Source organism: Streptomyces sp. NPDC058326, assembly GCF_042879855.1.
GTDB lineage: Bacteria > Actinomycetota > Actinomycetes > Streptomycetales > Streptomycetaceae > Streptomyces.
Window position 1 is genome coordinate 97,762 of sequence record NZ_JBHVZO010000002.1, and the last position, 25,520, is coordinate 123,281.

Consider the following 25,520-nt stretch of genomic DNA (forward strand, 5'->3'; position numbering starts at 1 on the left):
CCGCCGCAAGAGTTGGAGAACGGCCCCCATGTCGGCTTCGATCGCCGCCCCCGTGTCCCTCGCCGCCCCGCGCCGCGCCTGGCTCACCGACCTGCCCGTCCTGCTCGTCGCCGTCGTCTGGGGCGCCAGCTACCTCGCGGCCAAGGGCATCACCACCACCCACACCGTCATCGCGGTCCTCGTGCTGCGGTTCGCGGTGGTGCTGCCCGTCCTCGTCGTCGCCGGCTGGTCCAAGCTGCGGGCGCTCAGCGCGGCGCAGTGGCGCGGCGCGGCGACCCTCGGGCTGATCCTCAGCGGGATCTTCCTCCTGGAGACCTACGGCGTCGTCCACACCTCCGCCACCAACGCGGGCCTGATCATCAGCCTCACCATGATCCTCACCCCGCTCGCCGAGGCCGCCGTCACCAGGGTCCCGCCGTCCCGCGCCTTCGTCGCCGCCGCCGCGCTCTCCGTCACCGGCGTCGTCCTCCTCACCCAGGGCGGCGGCTTCACCACCCCCTCCCTCGGCGACCTCCTCATGCTGCTCGCCGCCGTCGCCCGTACCGTCCACGTCCTGGTCATGTCCCGGACCAAGGCGGTCGCGTCGGCCGACTCGCTCTCCCTCACCACCGTGCAGCTCGGCTCCGCCGTCGCCGTCTTCGCCGTCATCGCGGCCTTCCCCGGCACCGGCGCCTCACCCTGGGCCGTGGCCCTCGACTTCGGCCCCCGCGAGTGGGCGGCGCTGCTCTTCCTCTCCGTCTTCTGCACGCTCTTCGCCTTCTTCGTGCAGATGTGGGCGGTCCGCCGCAGCTCCCCGTCCCGGGTCAGCCTCCTCCTCGGCACGGAACCGCTCTGGGCCGCCGCCGCCGGCATCGCCGTCGCGGGCGACCGGCCCGGCGCCGTCGGTGTCGCGGGCGCCGTGCTGGTCCTCGCGGGAACGAGCTGGGGCCGCCGCGCCGCGGACCGGGACGCCCGATAGGTTTCTGCCCCATGCGTTCACTGCCGTACGACATCGACTTCCGTGCCCGGGCCCGCCGTACCCAGGCATGGGGGCTCGGACTCCTCGCCGTGGCCGCACTCCTGTGGATCTGGCTGGCGGTGCTCCTCCTCACGCCCTACCAGAGCGGCGAGTACAGCCGCGAGTGCACCTCCCGGTTCACCAGCGAGAACCTCCACAACAGCGACAGCCGCTGCGTCAACGAGCGCGACTGGCCCGAACTCCTCGCCGTCCTTGGTGCGTCCGTGCCCGTCGCCGTCATCGGCGGCGTCCTCTTCACCAGCGGATCCGTCTCCCACCGGATGGCCGAGCACCTCGCCGAGGTGACCCGCCTCAACGCGGCGAGGGACTGACCCCCGACACGGGCGGGCCGCTCAGGACTTCCTCGGCACCCGGTCCGACACGATCAGGATCACGACGCCGAGGACCGCGATCACGATGTTGGCGAACACCTCCCTGCCCTCCAGGAACCCCACGTTCTCCGTGAGGAACCGGGTCACGCCGAGGAGCCGGAACCAGCCGTCCGTCAGCTCGCGCACCACCCCCGCCACACCGAAGAGGGCGAGCAGGAAACCGGTGACCTCCATGAACTTCTTCATGCGGTGATCATCACCGGGGCGCAGGCCCGACCGCGTCCGCCTCCCGTCCACGGTCACCACTACCGAAGTACAGACCTCCGCGACTTCGGTACCGTCCCGGCCCGCTCATGCCCGCCCGGCGCCCCCGGCTGCGTACATTGCGGACATGACTCGTACGGACCGGCAGCACCGGCTGCTCCCCTCCCACCTGGTCGAACCGGGCGGGAACGGGGCGGCCCGGCTCCGTCGTACCGCCCGCGACTGGTTCGTCGACACCGCGCTCTTCCTCCTCGCGGCCCTCGTCGGCCTCGTCGCCGCCGACGCCGCCGCGGACTACAGCAGCGAGCCGGTCATCCTCTTCGACCAGCTCGCCGGCGCCGCTGCCTGCTGCGCCCTCTGGCTGCGCCGCCGCCGGCCCGCCGGACTCGCGATCGCCCTCTCCCTGGTGAGCGTGGTGGCCCCGGTCGCGGGCGGCGCCGTCCTCGCGAGCCTGTTCAGCGTCGCCGTACGCCGTCCCTTCCGTGAGGTCGCCTGGCTCGGGGCGCTCGCCGCCGCCGCCTCCACCGTCCAGGTGTTCGTCCGGCCCGACCCGACCATCAACGCCGGTCTGTCCATCGGCATCGGTCTCGTCCTCGTCCTGCTCGTCACAGCATGGGGCATGCTCGTCCGCTCCCGCCGCCAGCTCGTCGAGGCCCTCAGGGAACGCGCCCGCCGCGCCGAGGCCGAGGCCGAGCTGCGCGCCGCCCAGGCCCAGCGGCTCGCCCGCGAGTCCATCGCCCGCGAGATGCACGACGTCCTCGCCCACCGGCTCACCCTGCTCAGCGTCCACGCCGGAGCCCTGGAGTTCCGGCCCGACGCCCCTCCCGAGCAGATCGCCCGCGCCGCCGGAGTCATCCGCGACAGCGCCCACGAAGCCCTCCAGGACCTCCGCGAGATCATCGGGGTGCTCCGGGCGCCCGGCGAGAACGGCGACGGCGACCGGCCGCAGCCCACCCTCGCCACCCTCGGCGCACTGATCGACGAATCCCGCGAGGCCGGGACGGACGTCGTCCTCGACACCACCGTGGACGACCCGGCGACCGTGCCCGCCGCCACCGGCCGCACCGTCTACCGCATCGCCCAGGAGGGCCTCACCAACGCCCGTAAGCACGCCCCCGGCACGAAGGTCACCGTCACCGTGCGGGGCCGCCCCGGCGAGGGCCTCACCGTCGGCGTCCACAACCCCGCACCCGCCGGACCGGTCCCGCACGTCCCCGGCTCCGGCCAGGGCCTCATCGGACTCACCGAACGCGCCGCCCTCACCGGCGGCCGTCTCGAGCACGGTCCCGACCCCGACGGCGGATTCAGCCTCCACGTATGGCTACCGTGGCCGGCATGACCATCCGGCTGCTCATCGTCGACGACGACCCCCTGGTCCGCGCGGGCCTCACCCTCATGCTCGGCGGCGCCGAGGACCTGGAGATCGTCGGCGAGGGCGCCGACGGCCGCGAGGTCCCCGAACTCGTCGCCCGCCTCGCCCCCGACGTCGTCCTCATGGACATCCGCATGCCCCTGGTGGACGGGCTCACCGCCACCGAACGCCCCCGAGGTCGTCGTCCTCACCACCTTCCACGCCGACGAGCAGGTGCTGCGCGCCCTGCGGGCCGGGGCCGCCGGCTTCGTCCTCAAGGACACCCCGCCCGCCGAGATCCTCGCCGCCGTCCGCCGCGTCGCCGGCGGGGACCCGGTGCTCTCCCCGGCCGTCACCCGCCAGCTCATGACCCATGTCGCCGGACAGCACGGACAGCACGGACAGGCCGGACAACACCGGCGCGCCGCCGCCGACCGGCTCACCGAACTCTCCGCCCGGGAACGGGAGGTGGCCGTCGCCGTCGGCCACGGCCGCTCCAATGCCGAGATCGGCGCCCGGCTGTACATGAGCGTCCCCACGGTCAAGGCCCACGTCAGCCGCGTACTCGCCAAACTCGGCCTCAACAACCGCGTCCAGATCGCCCTGCTCGTCCATGACGCGGGCCTCCTCGACGAGGACGACCCGGCCTGATCCACCCGAACACCCCGCGGCGGGTCGGCTAGGCTGCGTCGATGTCCGACATCGAACTGGGGGAGTACGGCGGGGACTTCGCCTCCGACCCGTACCCCTTCTACGCGCGGCTCCGTGAGGCCGGCCCCGTCCACCCGGTGCGGCTCCCCGACGGCTACCGGCTCTGGCTGGTCGTCGGTCACGAGGAAGGGCGCGCGGCGCTCGCCGACCCCCGGCTCGCCAAGTCGCCCTCCGTGATCGGCGTACGGCCGTCGGAAGAGGACATCATCGGCGTCCACCTCCTCGGCGCGGACGCCCCCGACCACACCCGGCTGCGCCGCCTGGTCGCGGGCGAGTTCACCGGCCGCCGGGTGGAGAGCCTGCGCCCCCGCATCGAGCGGCTCACCGCCGAGCTCGCCGACGCGATGGAACCGGCCGGCCGCGCCGACCTCGTCGACGCCTACGCGTACCCCCTGCCGATCACCGTCATCTGCGAACTCCTCGGCGTCCCCGCGGCGGACCGCGACACCTTCCGCCGCTGGTCGGCCGAGCTCGTCACCCCGAGCGACGTCACCGGCATCGACGAGGCCCTCAAGGGCTTCGGCGGCTACCTCGACGGACTCATCGAGGACAAGCGGGCCGCGGGACCCGCCGACGACCTGCTCTCCGGCCTGATCGCCGCCCGCGCGGAGGACGGCGACCGGCTCTCCGGGCCCGAACTCCGCGCCATGGCGTACCTGCTGCTCATCGCGGGCCACGAGACCACCGTCAACCTGATCTCCAACACCGTCCGCAACCTGCTCACCCACCCGGGGCAGCTCGCCGCCCTGCGCGCCGACCCCGGCCTCCTCGACGCGACGATCGAGGAGTCCCTGCGGTACGACGGGCCGGTGGAGACCAGCACCTTCCGCTTCACCAGGGAGGCCGTCACCCTCGGCGGCACCGACATCCCGGCGGGGGAGAGCGTGCTCGTGGCCATCGGGGCGCTCGACCGCGACCCGGCCCGCTTCCCCGAACCCGACCGCTTCGACATCCGCCGGGACACCCGCGGCCACCTCGCCTTCGGCCACGGCATCCACTACTGCCTGGGTGCCCCGCTCGCCCGCCTGGAGGGCCGGATCGCCCTCCGGACGCTCCTCGACCGCTTCCCCCGCCTGGAACTCGACCCCGAGGGCCCGCCCTGGGAGTGGCTCCCCGGCCTCCTCATGCGCGGCGTCCGCCACCTTCCGGTCCGGTGGTGACTCTCCGGGTCGGCGGGCGGTGGCGGACGTGACCTGCCGTGGCGGGTGGGACTCCAGGCAGGCAGGCAGGCGGGCGGTGGCGGACGTGACCTGCCGTGGCCGGTGGTGACTCCGGGCCGGCGGGCGGTGGCGATCGCGAGCCGCCGTGCCCGGTGGTGACCGCCGGCCCGTGAGTCCTACCCGGGGGTCCTTTCCACCCGTACCGGACGCCGCTCCCGGCGCGAGCGCTCGCACGCCTCGGCGATCCGCAGCGCCTCAAGGGCCTCCCGGCCGTCGCACGGGTTGTCCGCCTCGCCGCGCACCAGCCGGAGGAAGGCGTCGAGCTCCGCCTCGTACGCGGGCGCGAACCGCTCCAGGAACCCCGGCCAGGGCTTCCCCGGCGCGGCCGGCCCCCGCCGCTCCACCGAGGTGAGCGGGGTGCGGTCGTCCAGACCCACCGCGATCTGGTCCCGGTCGCCCGCCAGCTCCATGCGGACGTCGTACCCCGCGCCGTTGCAGCGGGTCGCCGTCGCCGTCACCAGCGTGCCGTCGTCCAGGGTGAGGAGCGCCGCCGCCGCGGACACGTCCCCCGCCTCCCGGAACATCGCGGGCCCCGCGTCCGAGCCCGTCGCGTACACCTCCACGACCTCCCGGCCGGTCACCCAGCGGACGATGTCGAAGTCGTGCACCAGACAGTCCCGGAAGAGACCGCCGGACAGCGGCAGATAGGCGGCGGGCGGCGGTTCCGGGTCGGACGTCGCCGCCCGTACGGTGTGCAGCCGGCCGAGCCGCCCCGCACGCACGGCCTCCCTGGCCGCCCGGTACCCCGCGTCGAAGCGCCGCATGAACCCGAGCTGGAGCTCGGTCCCCGCCTCCGCCACCGCCGCGAGCGCGCTCCGCGTCCCCGGTACGTCCAGGGCGATCGGCTTCTCGCAGAAGGCGGGGAGCCCGGCACGCGCCGCCCGGGCGATCAGCTCCGCGTGCGCGGCCGTCGCCGACGCGATCACCACCGCGTCCAGGGCGTGCCCGAACAGCTCCGTCACGTCCGGCGCCGCCTCCGCGCCCAGCGCCCCCGCGACCCCGGCGGCCCGGGCGGCGTCCGCGTCCGCCACGACCAGCGACGTGACCTCCGGGTGGCGGGCCAGCACTCCCGCGTGGAAACTCCCGATCCGTCCCGTACCGATGAGTCCGATGCGCATGGCCCCACCGTGGAGGCGTGCCTTCCCGGTGTCAAGGATGTGTCAGGACAACAGGACGTACACGGCTTCCCGTCCTCAGCGCCCCGGGCTACGCTCCCCCCGTGCCCAAGCAGTCCGGCTCGTCCCTGCCCCCGCTCTCCGTGGACCGTGGCAGCCCGGTCCCGCTCTACTTCCAGCTGGCCCGCCAGTTGGAGGACGCCGTGGCGGACGGGACGCTGACACCGGGCACCCTCCTCGGCAACGAGATCGACCTCGCCACCCGCCTCGGCCTCTCCCGGCCCACCGTCCGTCAGGCCATCCAGACCCTCGTCGACAAGGGCCTCCTCGTCCGCCGCCGGGGGATCGGCACCCAGGTCGTGCACAGTACGGTCCGCCGCCCGCTGGAGCTGAGCAGCCTCTACGACGACCTGGACGCCGCGGGACAGCTCCCCGCCACCCGGGTGCTTGTCAACCGCGTCGTCCCCGCCACCGTCCAGGTCGCGGCCGCCCTCGGCGTACCGGAGGGCAGCGAGGTGCGCTACCTCGAACGGCTCCGCACCGCGCACGGCGAGCCCCTGGCGTATCTGCGCAACCACCTGCCGGCCGGGCTCGTGGAGCCGGACACCGAGCGCCTGGAGACCACCGGCCTCTACCGGATGCTCCGCTCCGCCGCGCTCACCCTGCACAGCGCCCGCCAGGCCGTCGGCGCCCGCGCCGCGACCGCCGCCGAGGCGGCGCTGCTCGACGAACCGGAGGGCGCCCCGCTGCTCACGATGGAACGCGTCACCTTCGACGACACCGGCCGGGCCGTCGAGCGCGGATCCCACCTCTACCGGGCCGCCCGCTACTCCTTCGAGTTCCAGCTGATGGTCCGTCCGTAGCCTTGGAAGGCCCCCCTGACCGGCGCCACGACCCGCATGACCGATACTGCAATGCACGCAGAAGGACACAAAGGAGGGCACCGCCTCGTGACCAGGCTTCGGACCGGAGGGGTACGCGCCGTCATCGGCGCCGTGCTCGCGCTCACACTCACAGGGGCGCTCGCGGGGTGCAGCAGCACCGGCGGAAAGCGGGCGGAGGACGCCCGCAAGGCCGCCGCGGCCCAGGGCCGGGCGGCCGTCGACACCCCCCGCTGGACCTTCGCCATGGTGACCCACTCCGGTGACGGCGACACCTTCTGGGACATCGTCCAGAACGGTGCCAGGCAGGCCGCCGCCAAGGACAACATCAACTTCCTGTACGCCCACAGCGACGAGGGCAAGGAACAGGCGCAGCTGATCGACTCGTACGTCTCCAAGGGCGTCGACGGTCTCATCGTGACCCTCGCCAAGCCCGACGCCATGAAGGCCGCCGTCGAGAAGGCCGTCAAGGCCGGCATCCCGGTGATCACCGTCAACTCGGGCGCCGAGCAGTCCAAGGCGTACGGCGCGCTCACCCACATCGGCCAGGACGAGACCGTCGCGGGCGAGGCCGTTGGCGAGGAGCTCGACAAGCGGGGCAGGAAGAAGGCGCTCTGCGTCCTGCACGAGCAGGGCAACGTCGGCCACGAGCAGCGCTGCGCCGGAACGAAGAAGACCTTCGGCGGCGAACTCGTGAACCTGTACGTCGACGGCACCAACATGCCCGACGTCCTGGCGTCCATCGAGGCCAAGCTCCAGTCCGACAAGGACCTGGACGCCGTCGTCACCCTCGGCGCCCCCTTCGCCGACGCCGCCGTCCAGGCGGCCAGGAGCGCGGGCAGCAAGGCCGAGGTCGACACCTTCGACCTCAACGCCAAGGTCGCGACCGCCCTCCGGGCCGGCACCCTCGGCTTCGCCGTCGACCAGCAGCCCTATCTCCAGGGCTACCAGGCCGTCGACCTGCTCTGGCTGTACCGCTACAACGCCGACGTCCTCGGGGGCGGGAAGCCGGTCCTCACCGGCCCCCAGATCATCACGAAGGACGACGCCGCCAAGCTCGTCGACTACGCGGAGCGGGGCACCCGATGAGCTCCACGGCCCCGCCGTCGAACGGAATCGACCACGTCGACGAACGGCTGCTCCGCACCTCCCCGCTGAGGAAGCTCCTCGCCCGCCCGGAACTCGGCTCGCTCGTCGGCGCGATCGCCGTCTTCGTCTTCTTCTCGGTGGTCGCGGACAGCTTCCTGAGCGCCCCCAGCCTCGGAACCGTCCTCTACGCGGCCTCCACCCTCGGCATCATGGCGGTCCCCGTCGCGCTGCTCATGATCGGCGGCGAGTTCGACCTGTCCGCCGGTGTCATGGTCACCAGCTCGGCCCTGATCTCGTCGATGTTCAGCTACCAGATGACGGCGAACGTCTGGGTGGGCGTCGGCGTCTCGCTGCTCGTCACCCTGGCGATCGGCCTCTTCAACGGCTTCATGCTGACCCGTACCAAGCTGCCCAGCTTCATCATCACCCTGGGCACCTTCCTCATGCTGACCGGTCTGAACCTGGGCCTCACCAAGCTGATCAGCGGCACCGTCTCCACCAAGACCATCGCCGACATGGAGGGCTTCTCCTCCGCCCGGAAGCTCTTCGCCTCGCAGCTGACCGTCGGCGGCGTCGAGTTCAAGGTCACCGTCCTGTGGTGGCTCGGCCTCGTCGCACTCGCCACCTGGATCCTGCTCCGCACCCGCTTCGGCAACTGGATCTTCGCCGTCGGCGGCGGCGCCGACGCCGCCCGCGCGGTCGGGGTCCCCGTCCACCGGACGAAGATCGGCCTCTACATGGGGGTGGCCTTCTGCGCCTGGGTCTCGGGACAGCACCTGCTCTTCTCCTTCGACGTCGTCCAGTCGGGCGAAGGCGTCGGCAACGAGCTCATCTACATCATCGCGGCCGTCATCGGCGGCTGTCTGATCACCGGCGGATACGGCTCCGCCATCGGCTCGGCGGTCGGCGCCCTCATCTTCGGCATGACCAGCAAGGGCATCGTCTACGCCGAGTGGAACCCGGACTGGTTCAAGTTCTTCCTGGGAGCGATGCTCCTCCTGGCGACGCTGCTGAACGCCTGGATCCGCAAGCGCGTGGAGGCCACCAAGTGACCACAGGGACCGTCCCGCTCGTCGAGCTCGACGACGTCAGCAAGTACTACGGCAACATCCGCGCCCTCGAAGGCGTCTCCCTGGAGGTCCGCTCCGGCGAGATCACCTGCGTCCTCGGCGACAACGGGGCCGGCAAGTCCACCCTCATCAAGATCGTCGCGGGACTCCACCGGCACGACGCCGGCGTCTTCCGCGTCGAGGGTGAGGAGGTGACCCTCGCCAACCCGCGCGACGCCCTCGACCGGGGCATCGCCACCGTCTACCAGGACCTCGCCGTCGTCCCCCTCATGCCGGTCTGGCGGAACTTCTTCCTCGGTTCCGAGCCCACCAGGGGCTCCGGCCCGTTCAAGCGGCTCGACGCCGGTCTGATGCGGTCCACCACCCGTGAGGCGCTGCTCCGCATGGGCATCGACCTGCGGGACGTGGACCAGCCGATCGGCACCCTGTCCGGCGGCGAGCGCCAGTGCGTGGCCATCGCCCGCGCCGTCCACTTCGGCGCCAAGGTCCTCGTCCTCGACGAGCCGACCGCCGCGCTCGGCGTCAAGCAGTCCGGGGTGGTCCTCAAGTACGTCTCCGCCGCCCGTGACCAGGGCCTCGGCGTGGTCCTCATCACGCACAACCCGCACCACGCCTACCTCGTCGGCGACCGGTTCGTGCTCCTGAAGCGCGGTGTGATGGCCGGCAGCCACACCAAGGGCTCGGTCACCCTCGACGAGTTGACCCGGCAGATGGCCGGCGGCACCGAGCTGGAGGACCTCCGCCACGAACTGGAGAGGCCCTCCACGACGTGACGGAGCACGTCCCGATGTGACGGCCCCCGCACACCCCACCTGGCAGAATCGGAGCCGATGAGTACCTACCGTGACCTCGCCCACCGGGGCTCCGCCCGGGGCACCGTGCTGCGGACCGTCGGCACCCGGGAGCGGCGCTCCCATCTGACGGCGCCCCGCGTGCCGACTGTCGGCATCGACATCGGCGGTACGAAGGTGATGGCCGGTGTCGTCGACGCCGACGGCAACATCCTGGAGAAGCTCCGCACGGAGACCCCGGACAAGTCCAAGAGCGCCAAGGTCGTCGAGGACACCATCGTCGAGCTCGTCCTCGACCTCTCCGACCGGCACGACGTGCACGCCGTCGGCATCGGTGCGGCCGGCTGGGTCGACGCCGAGCGGTCCACGGTGCTCTTCGCCCCGCACCTGGCCTGGCGGAACGAACCCCTCCGTGACGCCCTGCAGGGCCGCCTCGCCGTCCCCGTCATGGTCGACAACGACGCGAACACCGCCGCCTGGGCCGAGTGGCGCTTCGGCGCCGGACGCGGCGAGGACCACCTCGTCATGATCACCCTCGGCACCGGCATCGGTGGCGCCATCCTGGAGGGCGGCCAGGTCAAGCGGGGCAGGTACGGGGTCGCGGGCGAGTTCGGCCACATGCAGGTCGTCCCCGGCGGACACCGCTGCCCCTGCGGCAACCGCGGCTGCTGGGAGCAGTACAGCTCCGGCAACGCGCTGGTCCGTGAGGCCCGCGAGATGGCCGCGGCCGACTCCCCGGTCGCGTACAACATCATCGAACGGGTCAAGGGCAACGTCCCCGAGATCACTGGACCGCTCATCACCGAGCTCGCCCGCGAGGGCGACGCCATGTGCGTCGAACTGCTCCAGGACATCGGCCAGTGGCTCGGTGTCGGCATCGCCAACCTCGCCGCCGCCCTCGACCCCTCCTGCTTCGTCATCGGCGGCGGCGTCTCGGCCGCCGACGACCTGCTCATCGGCCCCGCGCGGGACGCCTTCCGCCGCCACCTCACCGGCCGCGGATACCGTCCCGAGGCCCGTATCACCCGCGCCCAGCTCGGCCCCGAGGCCGGCATGGTCGGTGCCGCCGACCTCGCCAGGCTCGTGGCCCGCCGCTTCCGCCGCGCCAACCGGCGCCGGCTGGAGCGGTACGAACGGTACGAGCGCTACGCCCAGGCGCTGCGCAACGGGACCTCGGGCCGGGCCGCCCGTACCCCCGAGGAACCGCCCTCATGACCGTGCCCCACCAGTCCAGCCCACCGCGCCCCCCGCGGGACAAGCTGCCCGAGGACCGCCGGCACATGATCCGCCGCCGCTGGCTGACGGCCGTCATCATCGTGCTGCTCGTGGGAATCCCGGCCGGCTATCTGGTGATCTCCGCGGGCCAGAGCAGGGACAGCGGCCGTGACAAGGAACGCGAGTCCTCGGCGGCCGGCCTCCAGGACAACTGGCCCTCGCTGATGAAGCGCCGGGTCTTCGAGGTCCCCGTCCCCGGCGGCGCCTGGGGCGTCGCCTACTACGAGACGAGCAACTGGAAGACGAGCCGGCTGTACGTGCAGTTCACGACGACGGCCTACGGCCTCGACGCCTTCCTCGCCGAGTCCGGCACCGGTCGCACCGCGCTCACCCCGGGCCGGATCACGGTCGGCGAGCGTGACGCCGACATCGTTGGCTGGACCTTCGCCGAGGGCATGAACTGGGCGGGCACCACGGTGAAGCGCGAGGCACCGCGCCCGACCACCGACATCACGGTCGACCTGACCGACCCCGCCTTCCCCCGGGTGTACGCGGTCTCCACGACCAGCCCCTGATCCCCGGAACCGGCCGAGCGCCTGCCCCTTCCCGGGTCAGGCGCTCTTCTCCATGCCCGGGCGCAGCCGCGCGAGCAGGGCGTAGAGGGTCGTGCTCTCGTCGGCGTCGAGCGTGTCGAGCGCTCCGCTGGTGGCCTGCATCTCCTCGCGGACCCGGCGGATGACCTCGCGGCCCTCGTCGGTCGCCACGACGTTCTTGACGCGGCGGTCCGAGGGGTCGGGCTCGCGGCGGACCAGGGAGCGGGCCTCCAGGCGGTCGATGATCCCGGTGACGTTGGACGCGTCGCAGACGAGGAGGGTGGCGAGGGCGCGCATCGGCAGCGGGCCGTCGAGCTGGGCGAGGACCTTCGCCTGGGTGGAGGTCAGGCCGTGGTGGGCCGCGGCGGCCGCGAAGTCGCGCCACTGGGCCGTGCCGATGGCGGCGAGGAGCTCCAGGAGCTGGAGCTTCGTGGGGGTCTCGGGGGTTGTGGCGCTCATGGTTCGAGCGTACTCAGAACACTTGACATTATCAATTGTTTACTTGACCACCTCAAGTATCGGGGTCTACCGTCGCTCAAGTACTTGACGACATCAAACATCGACGATCTGAAGCTCTGATGCTCCAGGCACCGAGAAGGCCCCCTCTGTCATGAGTCACACCCCCGCGCCGCCCGCCGCCGACCCCCGGCGCGAGACCGTCATCGTCTTCGCCCTCAGCCTCGCCGCCATGGTCGTGTCGATGATGCAGACCCTGCCCGTCCCGATCCTCGGCCTCATCCGCTCCGACCTCGGCACCTCCACGGCCGACGTGAGCTGGGTGACCACCGCCACGCTGCTCTCCGCCGCCGTCTTCACCCCGCTCCTCGGCCGCTTCGGCGACCAGCACGGCAAGAAGCCCACCCTCGTCGCCGTCCTCGGCGTCATGGTCGCCGGCTCCGTCGTCGCCGCCCTCGCGACCTCGCTGCCCCTGCTGATCCTCGGCCGGGTCCTCCAGGGCGCCGCCACCGCGATCTTCCCGCTCGCCCTCTCCGTCCTCCGCGAGGAGGTCCGCCCGCAGAAGCTCCCCGGCGCCATGTCACTGGTCAGCGGCACCCTCGCCTTCGGCAGCGGTCTCGCGCTCGTCGCGACAGGACTGCTCACCTCCGGCCCCGAAGCCGACTACCGCAACGCCTTCTGGATGGCCACCGGCTTCGCCGCACTCGCCCTGCTCGCCGTCGTCCTCCTCGTCCCCGCGACCCGCCACAAGACCGGCGGCCGCACCGACTTCCTCGGCGCCCTGACCCTCGGCCTCACCCTGCTGCTGCTCCTGCTGCCGATCTCCCAGGGCCACGAGTGGGGCTGGACCTCCGGCCGCACCCTCGGCAGCGCCGCGGGCGCCGCCGTCATGGCCGTCGTCTGGGTCCTCACCGAACTCAGGGTCCGCGACCCGCTCGTCGACATGCGCATGTTCGTCCACCGGCCGGTGCTCATGGCCAACCTCGCCGGCATCCTCGTCGGCTTCGGCATGTTCGCGAACTTCCTCGGCGTCTCCTACCTCGTCCAGATGCCCGAGGCCCTCACCGGCTACGGCTTCGACGCGTCCATCCTCCGCGCCTCCGTGCAGTTCCTGCTGCCCGGCGCGATCGTCTCCCTGCTCGCCTCCCCGATCGGCGGCCAACTCGTCCGCCACCGCGGCCCGCGCACGGCCCTGACCCTGGCCGCCGGCCTCGGAGCCCTCGGCTTCGCCTGGCTCGCCCTCGACCACGGCCACACCGCCTCGGTGATCGGCGCCGGCGTCGTGGTCGGCGCGGCCGTCAGCTTCGGTTACGCGGCCATGCCGGCGGTCATCATGGCGAGCGTCCCGCCCCACCAGAGCGGCATCGCCAACGGCATCAACTCCATCTCCCGCTCCACCGGCAGCGCGATCGGCAGCGCCGTCGTCACGACGATCCTCGCCTCCCGGACCCTCGACCACCTCCCCGCCGGGGCCCCGCCGCTGCCCGCCGAGTCTGGCTTCACCCTCACCTTCTGGATCGGCGCCACGGCCTTCGCCCTCGTCGCCGCCCTCGCGGGTCTGGGCCTCCGCGCCCGGCCGGCCCCCCGCACGACTCCGGCGGCCCGCTCCGCCGCCGATGTCGCCGCCGCGGCCGCCGAGAAGGCGACGGTCGGCTAGGGGGTGTCGTCGCGGGCCGGGCGGGAGGGTGGCGACACGGCCAGGGCCTCGGCCCGGCGGGTGTCACGTACCGTCGTGCGGCGTTCCCTGGATCCGGTCCTCCACCACGTCCAGGGAGTGGCGTACGGCGCCCAGCGCCACGGCCCGTTCCCCCAGGGCCGAGGGGTGCACCGCGACCGGCACCAGGGCGTGGCGGCGGAGGTGGCGGCGGACCGGTTCGAGCAGGACGTCACCCGCCCGGGACACTCCGCCGCCGATGACCACGCGGTCCGGGTCGAGCACAAGGAGCAGCGCGGCCAGACCGCGGGCGAATCGGGCGGCCACCCGCTCCACGACCTCGGTGGCCGCCCGGTCGCCTGCCGCCGCCGCCTCGAATAGCGGCGCGATGTCGTCCTCGTCACCCGCCGGGGCACCCGCCTCAAGGGCGAGCCGATGGATGGCCGCCGCCCCGGCCAGCCGCTCGAACGGTCCGGTGCCGTCCGGGGCGCGCGGTCCCGGCGGCGCGTCGGGACCGGACGCCAGGTCGATGAAGCCCAGTTCCCCGGCGGCGGCCGAGTGACCGCGGTACGGCCTGCCGCCGATGATGATGCCGCAGCCGATGCGCCGCCCCCACTGCACGAACACCAGGTTCTCGGCCCCGGCCTCCGGCCGGCGCTCGGCGAGCACGGCGAGGTTGACGTCGTTGTCGATGGACACCGGACAGTGCAGCCAGTCGCGGAGCCGCGTCACCGCGGGGAGCCCGGCCCAGCCGGGGATGCTCGGAGCCAGCAGTACCTCGCCGCGCTCCCGGTCGACGATGCCCGGCGTGCCGACGGTCACCGCCCACAGCGCGGACAACGGGACACCCGCCTCCGCGACCGCGGTGGTCAGCGCGGCGCGGACGGTGCCGAACAGCCGCAGGCCGTCCGCGCCCGCGTCCACCGTCGCACGGTGGACCGTCAGGACCCGCCCCCCGAGGTCCGCTATCGCCACCAGCACCTTGTGGGGTCCGATGTCGATCCCGGCGACGTGCCCCGCCTCGGCGCGGAACCTGGCGTACTGGGCCGGCCGGCCGGGCTGCGGCGAACTGTTCGGTGAGGTGAACTCCACCAGGCCGCGGTCACGGAGGCCCCCGAGCGCTCTCGTCACCGCGGGCCGGGACAGCCCCGTGGCCGTGGCGAGACCACTGACGCTCGTGGTGGCCGATTCGGCCTCCCGCAGTGCCGTCAGGACGGCGGCGACGTTCATCTGCCGCAGCACATGCGGTCCGTTCGCCGCTGTTCCCCTGGCTGCCATGTGCGCCGTTCCCCGTCCCCCCGCCACCTGGGGCCTGTCCCGCGGATCAGGGCCGGACAGAGCCTGGCGGGCACTCTACCCAGCCGGTTTCCGGACGGTGCGGTGCGGTGTCTTGACGGCCTCGGTGAACGCCTCCATATTATCGAACGCTCCATTAATAACCCTCCTCCGCCGGGTAGATGGGTAGCAGCCAGTGAGAAGACCGAGATCCTGGGCCGCCGCGTTCGTGGCCGTTGCCCTCGCCGTACCGGCCGCGACCCCGGGCACATCCGCCGCCGCGACCGTGACAGCGTCACCGACAGCGGCCGGGGCCGGCACCGACGTCGATGCCGCGGCCTCCGCCGGACGGCCCGCCTTCGCCCCAGGACCCGCCCAGGCGACCCTCGCCCGGCTGCTGCCGCGCCACGTCTCCCAGTTCACCCTCGTCCCGGTGAGCCGTCCCGCCTCCGGCGGTGACTACTTCACCGTCTCCGGCGACGCCGGCGATCTGCGGATCCAGGGCACCAGCCCCGCCACCATCCTCAGCGGCGTCAACTGGTACCTCAAGTACACCGCGAAGGTCGACATCGGATGGCCCGGAGACAGCACCGCGAGACTGCCCCGGATCCTTCCCGCCCCCTCCGGCACCGTCCGCAAGGACGCCTCCGTACCCCACCGCTTCGCCCTCAACGACACCGACGACGGCTACTCCGGCGCCTACCGCGACTGGGCCGCGTACGAGAAGCAGATCGACCTGCTCGCCCTGCACGGCGCGAACGAGGTCTTCGTCCAGATGGGTGCGGACGCCGTCTACCACGAGACGTTCCAGGAGTTCGGCTACTCCCGGGACGAACTCCGCTCCTGGATCCCCGGCCCCGCCCACCAGCCGTGGTGGCTGATGCAGAACATGGCGGGCTTCGGCGGCCCCGTCTCCGAACGGCTGCTCGACGACCGCGCGGCGCTCGGCCGCAGGATCGCGGACCGGCTGCGCCAGCTCGGCATGACCCCCGTCCTGCCCGGCTACTACGGCACCGTGCCCCCGGGCTTCACGGCGAAGAACCCCACAGGACCGGTCGTCCCGCAGGGCCGCTGGGTCGGTTTCGACCGGCCCGACTGGCTCGACCCGCGCAGCCCGGCGTACCGCGAGGTCGCCGCCTCGTTCTACCGCCACCAGCGCGAACTCCTCGGCGACTCCACGATGTACAAGATGGACCTGCTCCACGAGGGCGGCCGGCCGGGTGACGTCCCCCTGGGGGATGCCGCCAAGGCCGTGATGAACGCGCTGCAGACCGCGCGCCCCGGTGCCGTCTGGACCCTGCTCGGCTGGCAGAACAACCCCTCCGCACAGATCATCGACGCCGTCGACAAGAGCCGGCTGCTCATCGTCGACGGCCTGTCGGACCGCTACAACGGCCTCGACCGGGAGACCACCTGGCACGGCGCGCCCTACGCCTTCGGCACGATCCCCAACTTCGGCGGCCACACCACCCTCGGAGCCAACACCGCCGTCTGGGCCGACCGCTTCGACCAGTGGCGCGCCAAGCCCGGCAGCGCCCTCCAGGGCATCGCCTACCTCCCGGAGGGCACCGGCGGCAACCCCGTCGCCTACGAACTCTTCACCGAACTCGCCTGGCGGACCGGCCCACTGGACCACAAGGCCTGGTTCGCGCGGTACGCCGAACGGCGTTACGGCGGAGCCGACCCGCATGCGGCCAAGGCCTGGGAACTGCTGCGCGGCGGCCCGTACAGCACCCCGTCCGGCAAGTGGAGCGAGTCCCAGGACAGCCTCTTCGCCGCCCGCCCACGGCTCACGGCGACCTCGGCGGGGAGCTGGGGCCCCGGTTCCATGCGCTACGAAGCGAGCACGGTACGGAAGGCGCTCACGGAACTGCTCCAGGTCGCGCCCGAACTGCGGACCACCGACGCGTACCGCTTCGACCTGGTCGACGTGGCGCGGCAGGCCCTCGCCAATCACAGCCGGGTCCTGCTCCCGCAGATCAAGGCCGCCTACGACGCCGGGGACCTCTCCCGGTTCCGGCAGCGGGCCGGCGAATGGAAGGACAGCCTCTCCCTCCTCGACCGGCTGCTCGCCACGGACACCCGGTTCCTCCTCGGGCCCTGGCTGGAGGACGCCAGGTCCTGGGGCACCACCGAAGAGGAGCGGGCCGCGGCCGAGTTCGACGCCCGCTCCGTCCTCACCACCTGGGGGCACCGCTCCGGAAGCGACTCGGGAGGCCTGCGCGACTACGCCAACAGGGAGTGGTCAGGCCTTGTCTCCGACTTCTACGCCATGCGGTGGACGACGTACCTCGACTCCCTCGACACCGCGCTGACGACCGGCCGGGCACCGGTCGCCATCGACTGGTTCGCCGTCGAGAACGCCTGGAACCAGGAGCGCGACCCGTACCCCGTGCACGCCTCCGGCGACCCGGTGGCCCTGGCCACCGCGGTACACGAGGCCCTGCCGGCCCCGCCGCCCTCGGGTCCCGTCACCGCCTCCGGCGGCCGGTGCGTGGAGGTCGCGGGCAGCGGCTCCGCCGACGAAACCGCCCTGCGGCTCGGCACCTGCGACGGAACACCCGCCCAGACCTGGACCGTCCACGGCGACGGCACCATGCGCGCCCTCGGCTGGTGCATGGACGTCAGGAACGGGGCCGTCACCGACGGCACGGTCGTACAGCTCCACCCGTGCAACGGCACCCCCGCCCAGTCCTGGACCGCACCGGAGGACCGGACCCTGCGGAACACGAAGTCGGGGCGGTGCCTGCACGCGGAGGACGACGGCACCCGGCTGGTGATCCGGAGCTGCACGGCCGGTCCCGAGCAGAGATGGAGCCTGTCCGTCTGACCGGCCACGGACGGGGTGGTCCTCAGCGCCGCGGGGGCAGGGACTGCTCCGTCCAGATCGTCTTGCCGTGCCGGGTGTAGCGGCTTCCCCACCGGTCGGTGAGCTGCGCGATCAGGAAGAGGCCCCTGCCTCCCTCCTCCGAGGCCTGGGCGCGGCGCATCCTGGGCTGGGTGCTGCTGCGGTCGGAGACCTCGCAGATCAGTGACGCCGCGCGGATCAGCCGGAGTTCGAGCGGGCCGCCCGCGTAGCGGATGGCGTTGGTGACCAGCTCGCTCGCCACCAGCTCGGTGGTGAACGCCAGGTCGTCCAGGCCCCACAGCGACAGCTGCCCGAGGACGCGCTCCCGCGCCTCGGCCACCACCGAAGGATCCGCCGGGAACGTCCAGGCGACGGTGGACCCGTCGGGGACCACACGGGTCCTCGCGAGCAGCAGCGTCACATCGTCCGACAGCGGACCGGGAACGAGCTCGCCCACCACGGCGGGACCGGCCTCCTCCAGCGGGCGGCCCAGGGCGACCGCCGCCGACAGCGCGTCCCCGAGCGCCACCATCCCCAGATCGAGATCGGTGTGACCGCGGTCGATCAGACCGTCGGTGTAGAGCGCGAGGACGCTTCCGTCGGCCACCTCCGTCTCGGCGGGATCGAAGGGCAGCCCGCCGACCCCGAGCGGGGGGCCGGGGTTCACGTCCAGGTAGCGGGCGGTGCCGTCGGGAGCCACCAGCGCGGGCGGGGGATGACCGGCGCTGGCCGCGAGACACCGCCGGGTCACCGGGTCGTACGTCATGTACAGGCAGGTGGCGCCGAACGAGCCGTACGCGGTCTCCGCCCCGGGCGCACGCGTCGCCTCGCCGGCCTCGGTCACGAACTGGGACACGAGGTCGTCCAGGTGCGTCAGCAGCTCGTCGGGTTCGAGGTCGAGGTCCGCCAGCGTCCGTACGGCGGTGCGCAGCCGCGCCATCGTCGCGGTGGCCTGGAGACCGTGCCCGACGACGTCACCGACGACGAGCGCGACCCGCGCGGACGACAGCGGGATGACGTCGAACCAGTCGCCGCTGACGCCCGTGGCCGTGTCGGTCGGGAGGTAGACCGTCGCGGTGTGGACCGCGACGGTGTCGGTGGTGGGCGAGGGCAGCAGGCTCCGCTGCAGGCTGATCGCGGCGCTTCGCTCACGGTGGTACCGGCGGGCGTTGTCCACGACCAGGGCGGCGCGTGAGGCGATCTCCTCGAGCAGGGCGAGGTCGCCCGGGACGAACCGATGACGGCCGTCGCCCCGCCCGACCTGCACGCGGCCCAGGAGCAGCCCCCTGGCCCTGAGCCACGCGCTCATCCCGTGCGGAGAGCCGACCACACCGTCGTGGTGGGGTACGTCCGCCGCCCGTGACCACATGTGGGCCGCGAGCTCACCGCCCGAGTCGACCTCGATCCCGGCACCGGTCACGTCCGCGCCCGGCGAGGTCCCCGCGACGGCCGCCCGTCGCAGTGTGTGGTTGTGGTGGTGCTCGGGGGCCGGTTCGTCCGATGTGAAGACGGACTCCGCGATGTCGACGACCGCCACGTCGGCCAGTGCGGGCACGAGCACGTCGGCCAGGTCCCGCGCCGTCTCCTCGGCGGACAGATTGGTGCTCAGCACCGCCGTCGCGCGGTGCAGCAGGTCGAGACGGCGCTGCGAGAGCCGTTGCTCCGTGACGTCGAGGAACAGGGCCGTGACCCCCGCGACCTCCCCGTTCGTCCCCTGGAGCCGGAACGCGGACACCGCCATGATCCGTCCCGTACCCGGGTCGACACGGGTGTGGACCTCCAGATCGACCCCGACCAGCGGCACCCCGGTCGTGAGCACCTCACGCAGTCGCACGTCGATCTCACGGGCGTCCTCCTCCCAGAGGAAGTCCGCGAACCGGGCCCCGTGCAGATCGGGGGGAAGGCCCGTGTACGGCAGCAGATGCGTGTTCGTGCGTACGAGCCGCAGTTCCTTGTCCATCACGGCGAGACCGACGCGCTCCTGGAGGAACAGCTCCCGCATGAAGGCGTGGGCCTGGCGCCACTGCGCGACCAGCGTGCGCGGGGCGGCCAGGACCAGGAACTGGCGCGCCCCTCCGGCGCCCTGTCCGTCGCCGGTGTACGCCCCTCCAGCGCCCTGTCCGTCGCCGGTGCGAGTCCCTCCGGCCTCTCGCCCGTCGTCGAGCGGCAGGACGCGGAAGAGGACGTCGCCGCCGCGGCCCGCGGCCAGCTCCGCCCGCCCCTCCCAGACCGGCCCGTCCTGCTGCGCCATGACCGTCCGCCAGCTCTCGGGGTCCGCGAGCAGGTCGCGGACCCGGTGCCCGCGGAGCTCCGCGGCCGTGCGGTTCAGGAGCGCCTCCGCCGCGGGTGTGCAGCTCAGGATGGTCCCGTCGGCGTCCACGACGAGCCCGGCCGCGTGCCCGGCGTCGAGCGGGTCGTCGTTCGTGCGGGCCATCCGGATGCACACTCCGTTCCACGCCTGGTCACCGGCGAGGACCACGGCTCATGGCCACTCTGCCCCTGTGTCCGCTCCTCGGCACGCCGTCGTGGCCCGAATGGCGCGCGCCCGGGCGGGGGCCGGTGCCGGGCCGCGCACGGACGGGCCCGGGCCCCGACAGCGGGTCAGTCGACCGCGAGCACCTGCAGGAGCCGTGTCACCTCCGCGGCGACGGCGGCGCGGGCCGGACCGAAGTAGGTGCGCGGGTCGGCCGTCTCGGGGTGGGCGAGGAGGTGCTCCCGTACGGTCCGGGTGAAGGTCTTGTTGAGGTGGGTGGAGACGTTCACCTTGGTCATGCCGGCCGTGACCGCCTTGGCGAGATCGTCGTCGCCGACCCCGGACGAACCGTGCAGGACGAGCGGCACGCCCACGGCGGCCCGCAGCCGGGCGATGAGACCGAAGTCGAGGACGGCGTCGCGGGTGAGCATGGCGTGGGAGCTGCCCACGGCGACGGCCAGGGCGTCGACGGCGGTCGCCGTGACGAACGCGACCGCCTCGTCGGGATCGGTGCGGACGCCGGGGGCGTGGGCGCCGTCCTTGCCGCCGACCTCGCCCAGTTCCGCCTCGACCCACACGTTCGCGCGGTGGCAGTAGTCCGTGATGTCCCGGGTCGCCGCCACGTTCTGGGCGTAGGGCAGCCTGGAGGCGTCGAACATGACGGAGGTGAAGCCGAGGTCGACGGCCTCGCGGACCAGGTCCGTGGATTCGGCGTGGTCGAGGTGGACGGCCACCGGGACTCCCGCCGCGCGGGCGACCGCGAGGGACGCGAGGCCGATCGGCGCGAGCGAGCCGTGGTAGCGGGCGGTGTTCTCGCTGATCTGCAGGATCACCGGCAGGCCGGCGCTCTCCGCTCCGGCGACGATCGCCTCGGCGTGCTCGATCTGGATGACGTTGAACGCTCCGACGCCCGACGTTCCCGTGTACGCGGGGTCGACGATCTCGTCAGTCGTTGACAGGGGCATGGGTACTCTCCACAGGAACGGACGTACGGAACTGGGCGTGGAGGCCGGCGTCGAAGTCGCCGGCCAGGGGGCAGGGAACGGCGGCGGCCGAGAGGGCGACGGCCTCACGCAGGACGGCGGGCCAGGCCGCACCCGAGAGGAGCCCCGCGGCGATGGCCGCGACGCACGCGTCCCCGGCTCCCGTGGGGTTGCCCGTCAGCCGCTGCGGGGGAGTGGCGCGCCAGCTGCCCTCGGGAGTGACGGCGTACAGGCCGTCCGGCCCGCGTGACGCGACGACGGACCGTGCGCCGAGCGTCCGCAGGCCCGCGGCGGCGGCCACCACGTCGTCGTGGCCGGTGACCTCGGCGATCTCGGTGGCATTCGGTTTGATCACGGTCGGTCGCGCGGCGAGAGCCGCGAGCAGGGCGGGGCCACCGGTGTCGAGGACCGTCAGGGCCCCCGCCTCCGTGGCCAGGCGGATCAGCCGCCCGTAGGTGCCGGTGGGCAGCCCGGGAGGCAGACTGCCCGACAGGACGACGACCCGGGCGTCGCGTACCAGCCGGGTGAACCGCGTCGTGAACTCCGTCCAGGTCTCCCCGTCGACCCGTGGACCGGACGGGTTGAAGACGGTGGCGTCGCCGTCCTCCCGGGAGACCACGGTGACCGTACGGCGCGAGTCGCCCGGCATGGACACGAGCTCGTCGGTCAGCCGGGCCGCGCGCAGGTCGTCGCGGATGGCACGGCCGGTCGGGCCGCCCGCGAGACCGGTCACCACGGAGGGGAGGCCCAGCGCGGACAGCACGCGTGCCACGTTGACGCCTTTGCCGCCCGCCCGCTCGAAGGACTCGGTGACGCGGTGCGAACCGTTCGGCACCAGGGCGTCGACGGTGTACGTGACGTCCAGAGCGGCGTTGAGCGTGACGGTGAGGATCATGACGCCGCCGCCGACGAGACCCCCACGAGCCGCCGGGACGGCCGCGCGCTGCCGGCCGGGTGGGGAGCGGGGACCGCCGGTACGGGCGTGGTGCCGGCCGCGACGCCCGCCGCGTCCCATGCGGCGAGGCCGGCGCCGAGACAGCCGGCCAGGTCACCGAGCGCGGCGAGGGCCAGCTCGGGCCGCCGCTGGAACGTCAGCCGCCGGGCGAGGCCCGCGCGCAGCGGATCGAGCAGCAGACCCCCGGCCTGCGCGAGACCGCCCCCGAGCACCACGATCTCCGGTGCGAACAGCGTCGTGACGGTGGCGAGCGCCGTGGTGAGGGCGTCGACGGCCCGGTCCCAGACGGCCCGGGCGTCGGGATCGCCCTGGGTGAGCAGCGCCGCCACCTGGGCGGCGCTGTCGACCCGGCGTCCGGTGCGCGCGTCGTAGGCGGCGGCGACCGCCGCGGCCGAGGCCACCGTCTCCAGGCAGCCCCGGGCACCGCAGACGCACGGTTCCCCGCCCGGCTCGGCGACGACATGGCCGAGCTCACCCGCGTAGCCTCCGGCACGGACGGGCCGGCCGTCGCACAGGACGGCCGCGGCGATGCCGGTCCCGATGGGCACGAACCACGCGTCCCGGGCGCCCCGGGCCGCGCCGAGCCGGCACTCGGCGGCCCCGCCGGCCCGCACGTCGTGCCCGAGGGTGACGGGCAGCCCCGAGGCCTCCGCGAGGAAGGCCGCGAGCGGCAGGTCACGCCAGCCGATGTCGGCCGAATAGACGGCCGTCCCGGTCGTCTCGTCGACGATGCCGGGGACCACCACCCCGGCACCGCGGACGGTGAGCCCGCGGGCGGCGGCCTTCCTGTCCAGCTCGATCAGAGCGGCGGTGATCTCGGCGATCACCGGGTCGGGGCCCCAGTGCCGGGGCGTCGCCCTGCGCAGGGTGTGCCGGGACGTCAGGTCGCGGCCGAGGAGGGCCGCCTTCACGCCGGTTCCGCTCACGTCCAGCGCGATGACGCAGTCCTGTCCGCCGTCCGCCGCCGTGTCGCGATCGGGCCCGCCGTCGTCCGGTGCGGCGAGGCCGGGGTCCGCGCCGGTCCCCTCAGGCATGGGGGCTCCCGAGGATCACCGAGCGGGTGAGGTTGCGCGGGCGGTCGGGGTCGAAGCCCTGGGCCTCGGCGAGGCGGACGGCGAGGCGCTGGGCCAGGATGAGGTCGGCCAGCGGGTCGAGCGCGTCGGAGGCTTCGCCGGAGCCCGCGACCATCGTGCCGCCGACGCGGGCGACGTCGTCGGCGAGGCCCGCCGGGGTGGCACCGAAGACCCAGGCCACGCGACCGGGGCCGGTGATGCTGATCGGCCCGTGCCGGTACTCCATGGCCGGGTAGGCCTCGGTCCACGCCCCGGCGGCCTCGCGCATCTTCAGGCCGGCCTCCAGGGCGAGACCGTAGGTCCAATGGGTGCCGAGGAAGGTGAACTGCTCGGCGGCGCACACCTCGGCGTCCAGGTCCCGCGCGATCGCCCGCCGCGCGTCGTCGATCGCGCGGTCGAGCGGCCGCACGCCGGCCGGCAGTGCGTCCTCCGCCTCCAGGTGCGCGCGCAGCAGCGCGAGGACGGTCGTGGCGAACCGGGTCTGCACCACCGACTCCTCGTCGGCGAAGCCGAGCACGGCGACGCCGTCGGCCAGTCCCATGACGGGGGTCTCGGGGTCGGCGGTGATCGCCCCGGTCGGCGTGCTGCCCTTCAGCCGGGCCAGCAGGTCGAGGACCTCGGTCGTGGTGCCGGAGCGGCTGATCGCCAGCACGCGGTCGTAGCGGCGTCCGTGCGGGAACTCCGAGGCCGCGAAGGCGTCCGTCTCACCGTGACCGCCGCGCTCGCGGAGTTCGGCGTAGGCCAGGGCCATGAACCAGGAGGTTCCGCAGCCGACGACGGCGACGCGCTCGCCGCGGCGGGGCAGGACGTCGGCGTGGAGGGCCAGTGACTCCTTGGCCCTCAGCCAGGTGTCCGGCTGCGAGGCGATCTCGGCCGCGGTACGGGACGACGCTGTGGTGGTCATAGAGGACGGCTCCTTGAAGGGACAGGCCCGCACACCCCGGGGCTCGGTGCGTGAAAGCGCATGAGAACAGCTTGCTTCGAGCAGTATCAAGCATATTTGGTGCGAGAAGTATGGCGGAACGGCAGCTCATGGTCCAGAGGGCAGGCCGAGCGCCGCCGAGGCGCCCGGCACCCCGCAGCTGCGGGCTCTTCCGGGCACGCGTTACGCTCCCCCTCCGTCGGCGACACGGCCCGGCCGCAGGCCACCGGCCGGCACCTCGCGACACTCGCGTGCGTGGATCGAGGTCCATCGAGGTCTAAGGAGCTCCGAAGCATGTCCAAACACGAGCGGTGGAACGCGCTCCTCGAGCTGCTGGCCGCCGAGGGCAGGCTGGAGGTCGACGAGACCGCCGCGTCCCTCCAGGTCTCGTCCGCGACGATCCGGCGCGACCTCGACGAGCTCGCCGAGCAGCAGATGCTCGTACGGACGCGCGGCGGAGCCATCGCCCACGGTGTCTCCTACGAACTGCCGCTGCGCTACAAGTCCTCCCGGCACGCCTCCGAGAAGCAGCGCATCGCCGCCGCGGTCGTCGAACTCGTCGGCGAGGGAGACGTCGTGGGGCTCAACGGGGGGACGACCACGACGGAGGTGGCCCGCGCGCTCGCGCTGCGGGTGGGGGGAGGGCGGCGTCACACGAACGAGGCCACGGCGCCCGCCTTCACCGTCGTGACCAACGCCCTCAACATCGCCTCCGAGCTGGCCGTACGGCCCCAGATCAAGATCGTGGTGACCGGAGGTGTGGCCCGGCCCCAGACGTACGAGCTGGTGGGGCCCCTGACGGCCGGCGTCCTGAAGGAGGTCGTCCTCGACGTCGCCGTGCTCGGCGTCGACGGACTCGATCCCCAGCTCGGTGTGATGACCCATCAGGAGGACGAGGCGAGCATCAGCAGGCTGTTCGCCGAGCGCGCCCAGCGCGTCGTCGTGGTCACCGACTCCTCGAAGATGGGGAAGCGCGCCTTCGCCCGGATCTGCGGGCTCGACGCCGTCGACGTCATCGTCACCGACTCCGCGGTGCCGGCCGACATGGTCGCCCGCCTCCAGGACCTCGGCATCAAGGTGATCGCGGTCTGACCCGCCTCCGATCCGGAGTGATCGCGGCCCGACCTGCCGCCGATCCGGGGGATCGCGGCGCGTGACCTGCCTCCGATCCGGGGTGATCGCGGCCCGGCCCGCCGTCGATCCGGCTGATCGCGGCCTCACCCCCCCGCCGTATGACGTGCCGGGGGAACGG

At 73.1% G+C, this 25,520-nt stretch carries 22 protein-coding genes and 1 pseudogene; 14 read left to right on the plus strand and 9 right to left on the minus strand.

The features are described 5' to 3' along the window. The first annotated feature begins 28 nt into the window (after positions 1–28). Both ACFVYX_RS03355 and ACFVYX_RS03360 read left to right on the plus strand, forming a co-directional pair. On the plus strand, positions 29–958 hold the full coding sequence (locus ACFVYX_RS03355; protein ID WP_389679595.1) for a DMT family transporter: 930 nt from the start codon (positions 29–31) through the stop codon (positions 956–958). Between the two features lie 11 nt (positions 959–969). Then, a complete protein-coding gene (locus tag ACFVYX_RS03360) occupies positions 970–1,329 on the plus strand; it encodes a hypothetical protein (RefSeq protein ID WP_389679596.1) in 360 nt (119 codons plus the stop codon). A gap of 21 nt (positions 1,330–1,350) precedes the next feature. Here the strand turns inward: ACFVYX_RS03360 and ACFVYX_RS03365 are convergent, their stop codons facing one another. After that, the gene (locus ACFVYX_RS03365) at positions 1,351–1,575 is read right to left on the minus strand and encodes a hypothetical protein (protein ID WP_389679597.1); all 225 of its coding nucleotides are present in this window, start codon (positions 1,573–1,575) and stop codon (positions 1,351–1,353) included. A 145-nt stretch (positions 1,576–1,720) separates the two neighbouring features. Between ACFVYX_RS03365 and ACFVYX_RS03370 the strand changes: the two genes are divergently transcribed. The 3 genes and pseudogenes from ACFVYX_RS03370 (at position 1,721) to ACFVYX_RS03380 (ending at position 4,815) form a co-directional block, all read left to right on the plus strand. Beyond that, on the plus strand, positions 1,721–2,932 hold the full coding sequence (locus tag ACFVYX_RS03370; protein WP_389679598.1) for a sensor histidine kinase: 1,212 nt from the start codon (positions 1,721–1,723) through the stop codon (positions 2,930–2,932). Continuing rightward, positions 2,929–3,595, plus strand: a pseudogene (locus ACFVYX_RS03375) (response regulator). Before ACFVYX_RS03370 ends, ACFVYX_RS03375 begins: the two are co-directional and overlap by 4 nt. Positions 3,596–3,636: 41 nt before the next feature. Next, a complete protein-coding gene (locus tag ACFVYX_RS03380) occupies positions 3,637–4,815 on the plus strand; it encodes a cytochrome P450 (protein ID WP_389679599.1) in 1,179 nt (392 codons plus the stop codon). A 176-nt stretch (positions 4,816–4,991) separates the two neighbouring features. On the opposite strand, the gene ACFVYX_RS03385 is transcribed toward ACFVYX_RS03380, so the two are convergent. Further along, entirely contained in the window at positions 4,992–5,993 is a 1,002-nt protein-coding gene (locus ACFVYX_RS03385) for a Gfo/Idh/MocA family oxidoreductase (protein ID WP_389679600.1), read from the minus strand. 140 nt (positions 5,994–6,133) lie between these two features. On the opposite strand from ACFVYX_RS03385, the gene ACFVYX_RS03390 reads away from it, so the two are divergent. The 6 genes from ACFVYX_RS03390 to ACFVYX_RS03415 all read left to right on the plus strand — a co-directional run bounded on the left by ACFVYX_RS03390 (position 6,134) and on the right by ACFVYX_RS03415 (position 11,611). Further along, a complete protein-coding gene (locus tag ACFVYX_RS03390; protein ID WP_389680032.1) occupies positions 6,134–6,853 on the plus strand; it encodes a GntR family transcriptional regulator in 720 nt (239 codons plus the stop codon). Positions 6,854–6,940: 87 nt separating this feature from the next. Next, positions 6,941–7,960, plus strand: a complete 1,020-nt coding sequence (locus tag ACFVYX_RS03395; RefSeq protein WP_389679601.1) for a sugar ABC transporter substrate-binding protein — start codon at positions 6,941–6,943, stop codon at positions 7,958–7,960. After that, a complete protein-coding gene (locus tag ACFVYX_RS03400; RefSeq protein ID WP_389679602.1) occupies positions 7,957–9,012 on the plus strand; it encodes an ABC transporter permease in 1,056 nt (351 codons plus the stop codon). The genes ACFVYX_RS03395 and ACFVYX_RS03400 overlap by 4 nt, the downstream gene beginning before the upstream one ends. Further along, complete coding sequence (locus ACFVYX_RS03405) at positions 8,979–9,803, plus strand: ATP-binding cassette domain-containing protein (RefSeq protein WP_389680033.1); 825 nt, start codon at positions 8,979–8,981, stop codon at positions 9,801–9,803. The genes ACFVYX_RS03400 and ACFVYX_RS03405 overlap by 34 nt, the downstream gene beginning before the upstream one ends. A 57-nt stretch (positions 9,804–9,860) precedes the next feature. Further along, complete coding sequence (locus tag ACFVYX_RS03410) at positions 9,861–11,036, plus strand: ROK family glucokinase (protein ID WP_389679603.1); 1,176 nt, start codon at positions 9,861–9,863, stop codon at positions 11,034–11,036. Then, positions 11,033–11,611, plus strand: coding sequence for a hypothetical protein (locus ACFVYX_RS03415; protein ID WP_389679604.1), 579 nt, complete (start codon positions 11,033–11,035; stop codon positions 11,609–11,611). The genes ACFVYX_RS03410 and ACFVYX_RS03415 overlap by 4 nt, the downstream gene beginning before the upstream one ends. A 36-nt stretch (positions 11,612–11,647) precedes the next feature. Here the strand turns inward: ACFVYX_RS03415 and ACFVYX_RS03420 are convergent, their stop codons facing one another. Continuing rightward, entirely contained in the window at positions 11,648–12,088 is a 441-nt protein-coding gene (locus ACFVYX_RS03420) for a MarR family winged helix-turn-helix transcriptional regulator (protein ID WP_389679606.1), read from the minus strand. Positions 12,089–12,239: 151 nt separating this feature from the next. Here ACFVYX_RS03420 and ACFVYX_RS03425 point away from each other — a divergent pair, with 151 nt between their 5' ends. Further along, entirely contained in the window at positions 12,240–13,742 is a 1,503-nt protein-coding gene (locus tag ACFVYX_RS03425) for an MFS transporter (RefSeq protein ID WP_389679607.1), read from the plus strand. A gap of 63 nt (positions 13,743–13,805) precedes the next feature. Here ACFVYX_RS03425 and ACFVYX_RS03430 read toward each other — a convergent pair whose 3' ends face one another. Beyond that, on the minus strand, positions 13,806–15,017 hold the full coding sequence (locus ACFVYX_RS03430) for an ROK family protein (protein ID WP_389679608.1): 1,212 nt from the start codon (positions 15,015–15,017) through the stop codon (positions 13,806–13,808). Between the two features lie 193 nt (positions 15,018–15,210). Between ACFVYX_RS03430 and ACFVYX_RS03435 the strand changes: the two genes are divergently transcribed. After that, complete coding sequence (locus ACFVYX_RS03435) at positions 15,211–17,844, plus strand: alpha-N-acetylglucosaminidase TIM-barrel domain-containing protein (protein WP_389679610.1); 2,634 nt, start codon at positions 15,211–15,213, stop codon at positions 17,842–17,844. Positions 17,845–17,866: 22 nt separating this feature from the next. Here the strand turns inward: ACFVYX_RS03435 and ACFVYX_RS03440 are convergent, their stop codons facing one another. From ACFVYX_RS03440 to ACFVYX_RS03460, 5 genes are all read right to left on the minus strand, one after another. Beyond that, positions 17,867–20,296: a SpoIIE family protein phosphatase gene (locus ACFVYX_RS03440; RefSeq protein WP_389679611.1), complete on the minus strand. Its 2,430-nt coding sequence runs from the start codon at positions 20,294–20,296 to the stop codon at positions 17,867–17,869. A gap of 167 nt (positions 20,297–20,463) precedes the next feature. Further along, the gene (locus tag ACFVYX_RS03445; protein WP_389679612.1) at positions 20,464–21,300 is read right to left on the minus strand and encodes a ketose-bisphosphate aldolase; all 837 of its coding nucleotides are present in this window, start codon (positions 21,298–21,300) and stop codon (positions 20,464–20,466) included. Continuing rightward, a complete protein-coding gene (locus tag ACFVYX_RS03450) occupies positions 21,281–22,213 on the minus strand; it encodes a 1-phosphofructokinase family hexose kinase (protein WP_389679613.1) in 933 nt (310 codons plus the stop codon). Before ACFVYX_RS03450 ends, ACFVYX_RS03445 begins: the two co-directional genes overlap by 20 nt. Then, positions 22,210–23,307, minus strand: a complete 1,098-nt coding sequence (locus ACFVYX_RS03455; protein ID WP_389679614.1) for an ROK family protein — start codon at positions 23,305–23,307, stop codon at positions 22,210–22,212. The genes ACFVYX_RS03450 and ACFVYX_RS03455 overlap by 4 nt, the downstream gene beginning before the upstream one ends. Next, positions 23,300–24,250 (minus strand): SIS domain-containing protein, encoded by a 951-nt coding sequence (locus ACFVYX_RS03460; RefSeq protein WP_389679615.1) that lies wholly within the window; start codon positions 24,248–24,250, stop codon positions 23,300–23,302. The genes ACFVYX_RS03455 and ACFVYX_RS03460 overlap by 8 nt, the downstream gene beginning before the upstream one ends. 312 nt (positions 24,251–24,562) lie before the next feature. Between ACFVYX_RS03460 and ACFVYX_RS03465 the strand changes: the two genes are divergently transcribed. Then, positions 24,563–25,360 carry a DeoR/GlpR family DNA-binding transcription regulator gene (locus ACFVYX_RS03465; protein ID WP_389679616.1) on the plus strand — a complete coding sequence of 266 codons (798 nt, stop codon included), beginning with the start codon at positions 24,563–24,565 and terminating at the stop codon, positions 25,358–25,360. Positions 25,361–25,520 lie beyond the last annotated feature (160 nt).

What these genes read in the sequence shown, in the direction of transcription:
- ACFVYX_RS03355 (WP_389679595.1), top strand. Translation starts at nt 29, where the DNA reads ATGTCGGCTTCGATCGCCGCCCCCGTGTCCCTCGCCGCCCCGCGCCGC.
- ACFVYX_RS03360 (WP_389679596.1), top strand. Translation starts at nt 970, where the DNA reads ATGCGTTCACTGCCGTACGACATCGACTTCCGTGCCCGGGCCCGCCGT.
- ACFVYX_RS03365 (WP_389679597.1), bottom strand. Translation starts at nt 1,575, where the DNA reads ATGAAGAAGTTCATGGAGGTCACCGGTTTCCTGCTCGCCCTCTTCGGT.
- ACFVYX_RS03370 (WP_389679598.1), top strand. Translation starts at nt 1,721, where the DNA reads ATGACTCGTACGGACCGGCAGCACCGGCTGCTCCCCTCCCACCTGGTC.
- ACFVYX_RS03380 (WP_389679599.1), top strand. Translation starts at nt 3,637, where the DNA reads ATGTCCGACATCGAACTGGGGGAGTACGGCGGGGACTTCGCCTCCGAC.
- ACFVYX_RS03385 (WP_389679600.1), bottom strand. Translation starts at nt 5,993, where the DNA reads ATGCGCATCGGACTCATCGGTACGGGACGGATCGGGAGTTTCCACGCG.
- ACFVYX_RS03400 (WP_389679602.1), top strand. Translation starts at nt 7,957, where the DNA reads ATGAGCTCCACGGCCCCGCCGTCGAACGGAATCGACCACGTCGACGAA.
- ACFVYX_RS03410 (WP_389679603.1), top strand. Translation starts at nt 9,861, where the DNA reads ATGAGTACCTACCGTGACCTCGCCCACCGGGGCTCCGCCCGGGGCACC.
- ACFVYX_RS03415 (WP_389679604.1), top strand. Translation starts at nt 11,033, where the DNA reads ATGACCGTGCCCCACCAGTCCAGCCCACCGCGCCCCCCGCGGGACAAG.
- ACFVYX_RS03420 (WP_389679606.1), bottom strand. Translation starts at nt 12,088, where the DNA reads ATGAGCGCCACAACCCCCGAGACCCCCACGAAGCTCCAGCTCCTGGAG.
- ACFVYX_RS03425 (WP_389679607.1), top strand. Translation starts at nt 12,240, where the DNA reads ATGAGTCACACCCCCGCGCCGCCCGCCGCCGACCCCCGGCGCGAGACC.
- ACFVYX_RS03430 (WP_389679608.1), bottom strand. Translation starts at nt 15,017, where the DNA reads ATGGCAGCCAGGGGAACAGCGGCGAACGGACCGCATGTGCTGCGGCAG.
- ACFVYX_RS03440 (WP_389679611.1), bottom strand. Translation starts at nt 20,296, where the DNA reads ATGGCCCGCACGAACGACGACCCGCTCGACGCCGGGCACGCGGCCGGG.
- ACFVYX_RS03445 (WP_389679612.1), bottom strand. Translation starts at nt 21,300, where the DNA reads ATGCCCCTGTCAACGACTGACGAGATCGTCGACCCCGCGTACACGGGA.
- ACFVYX_RS03450 (WP_389679613.1), bottom strand. Translation starts at nt 22,213, where the DNA reads ATGATCCTCACCGTCACGCTCAACGCCGCTCTGGACGTCACGTACACC.
- ACFVYX_RS03455 (WP_389679614.1), bottom strand. Translation starts at nt 23,307, where the DNA reads ATGCCTGAGGGGACCGGCGCGGACCCCGGCCTCGCCGCACCGGACGAC.
- ACFVYX_RS03460 (WP_389679615.1), bottom strand. Translation starts at nt 24,250, where the DNA reads ATGACCACCACAGCGTCGTCCCGTACCGCGGCCGAGATCGCCTCGCAG.
- ACFVYX_RS03465 (WP_389679616.1), top strand. Translation starts at nt 24,563, where the DNA reads ATGTCCAAACACGAGCGGTGGAACGCGCTCCTCGAGCTGCTGGCCGCC.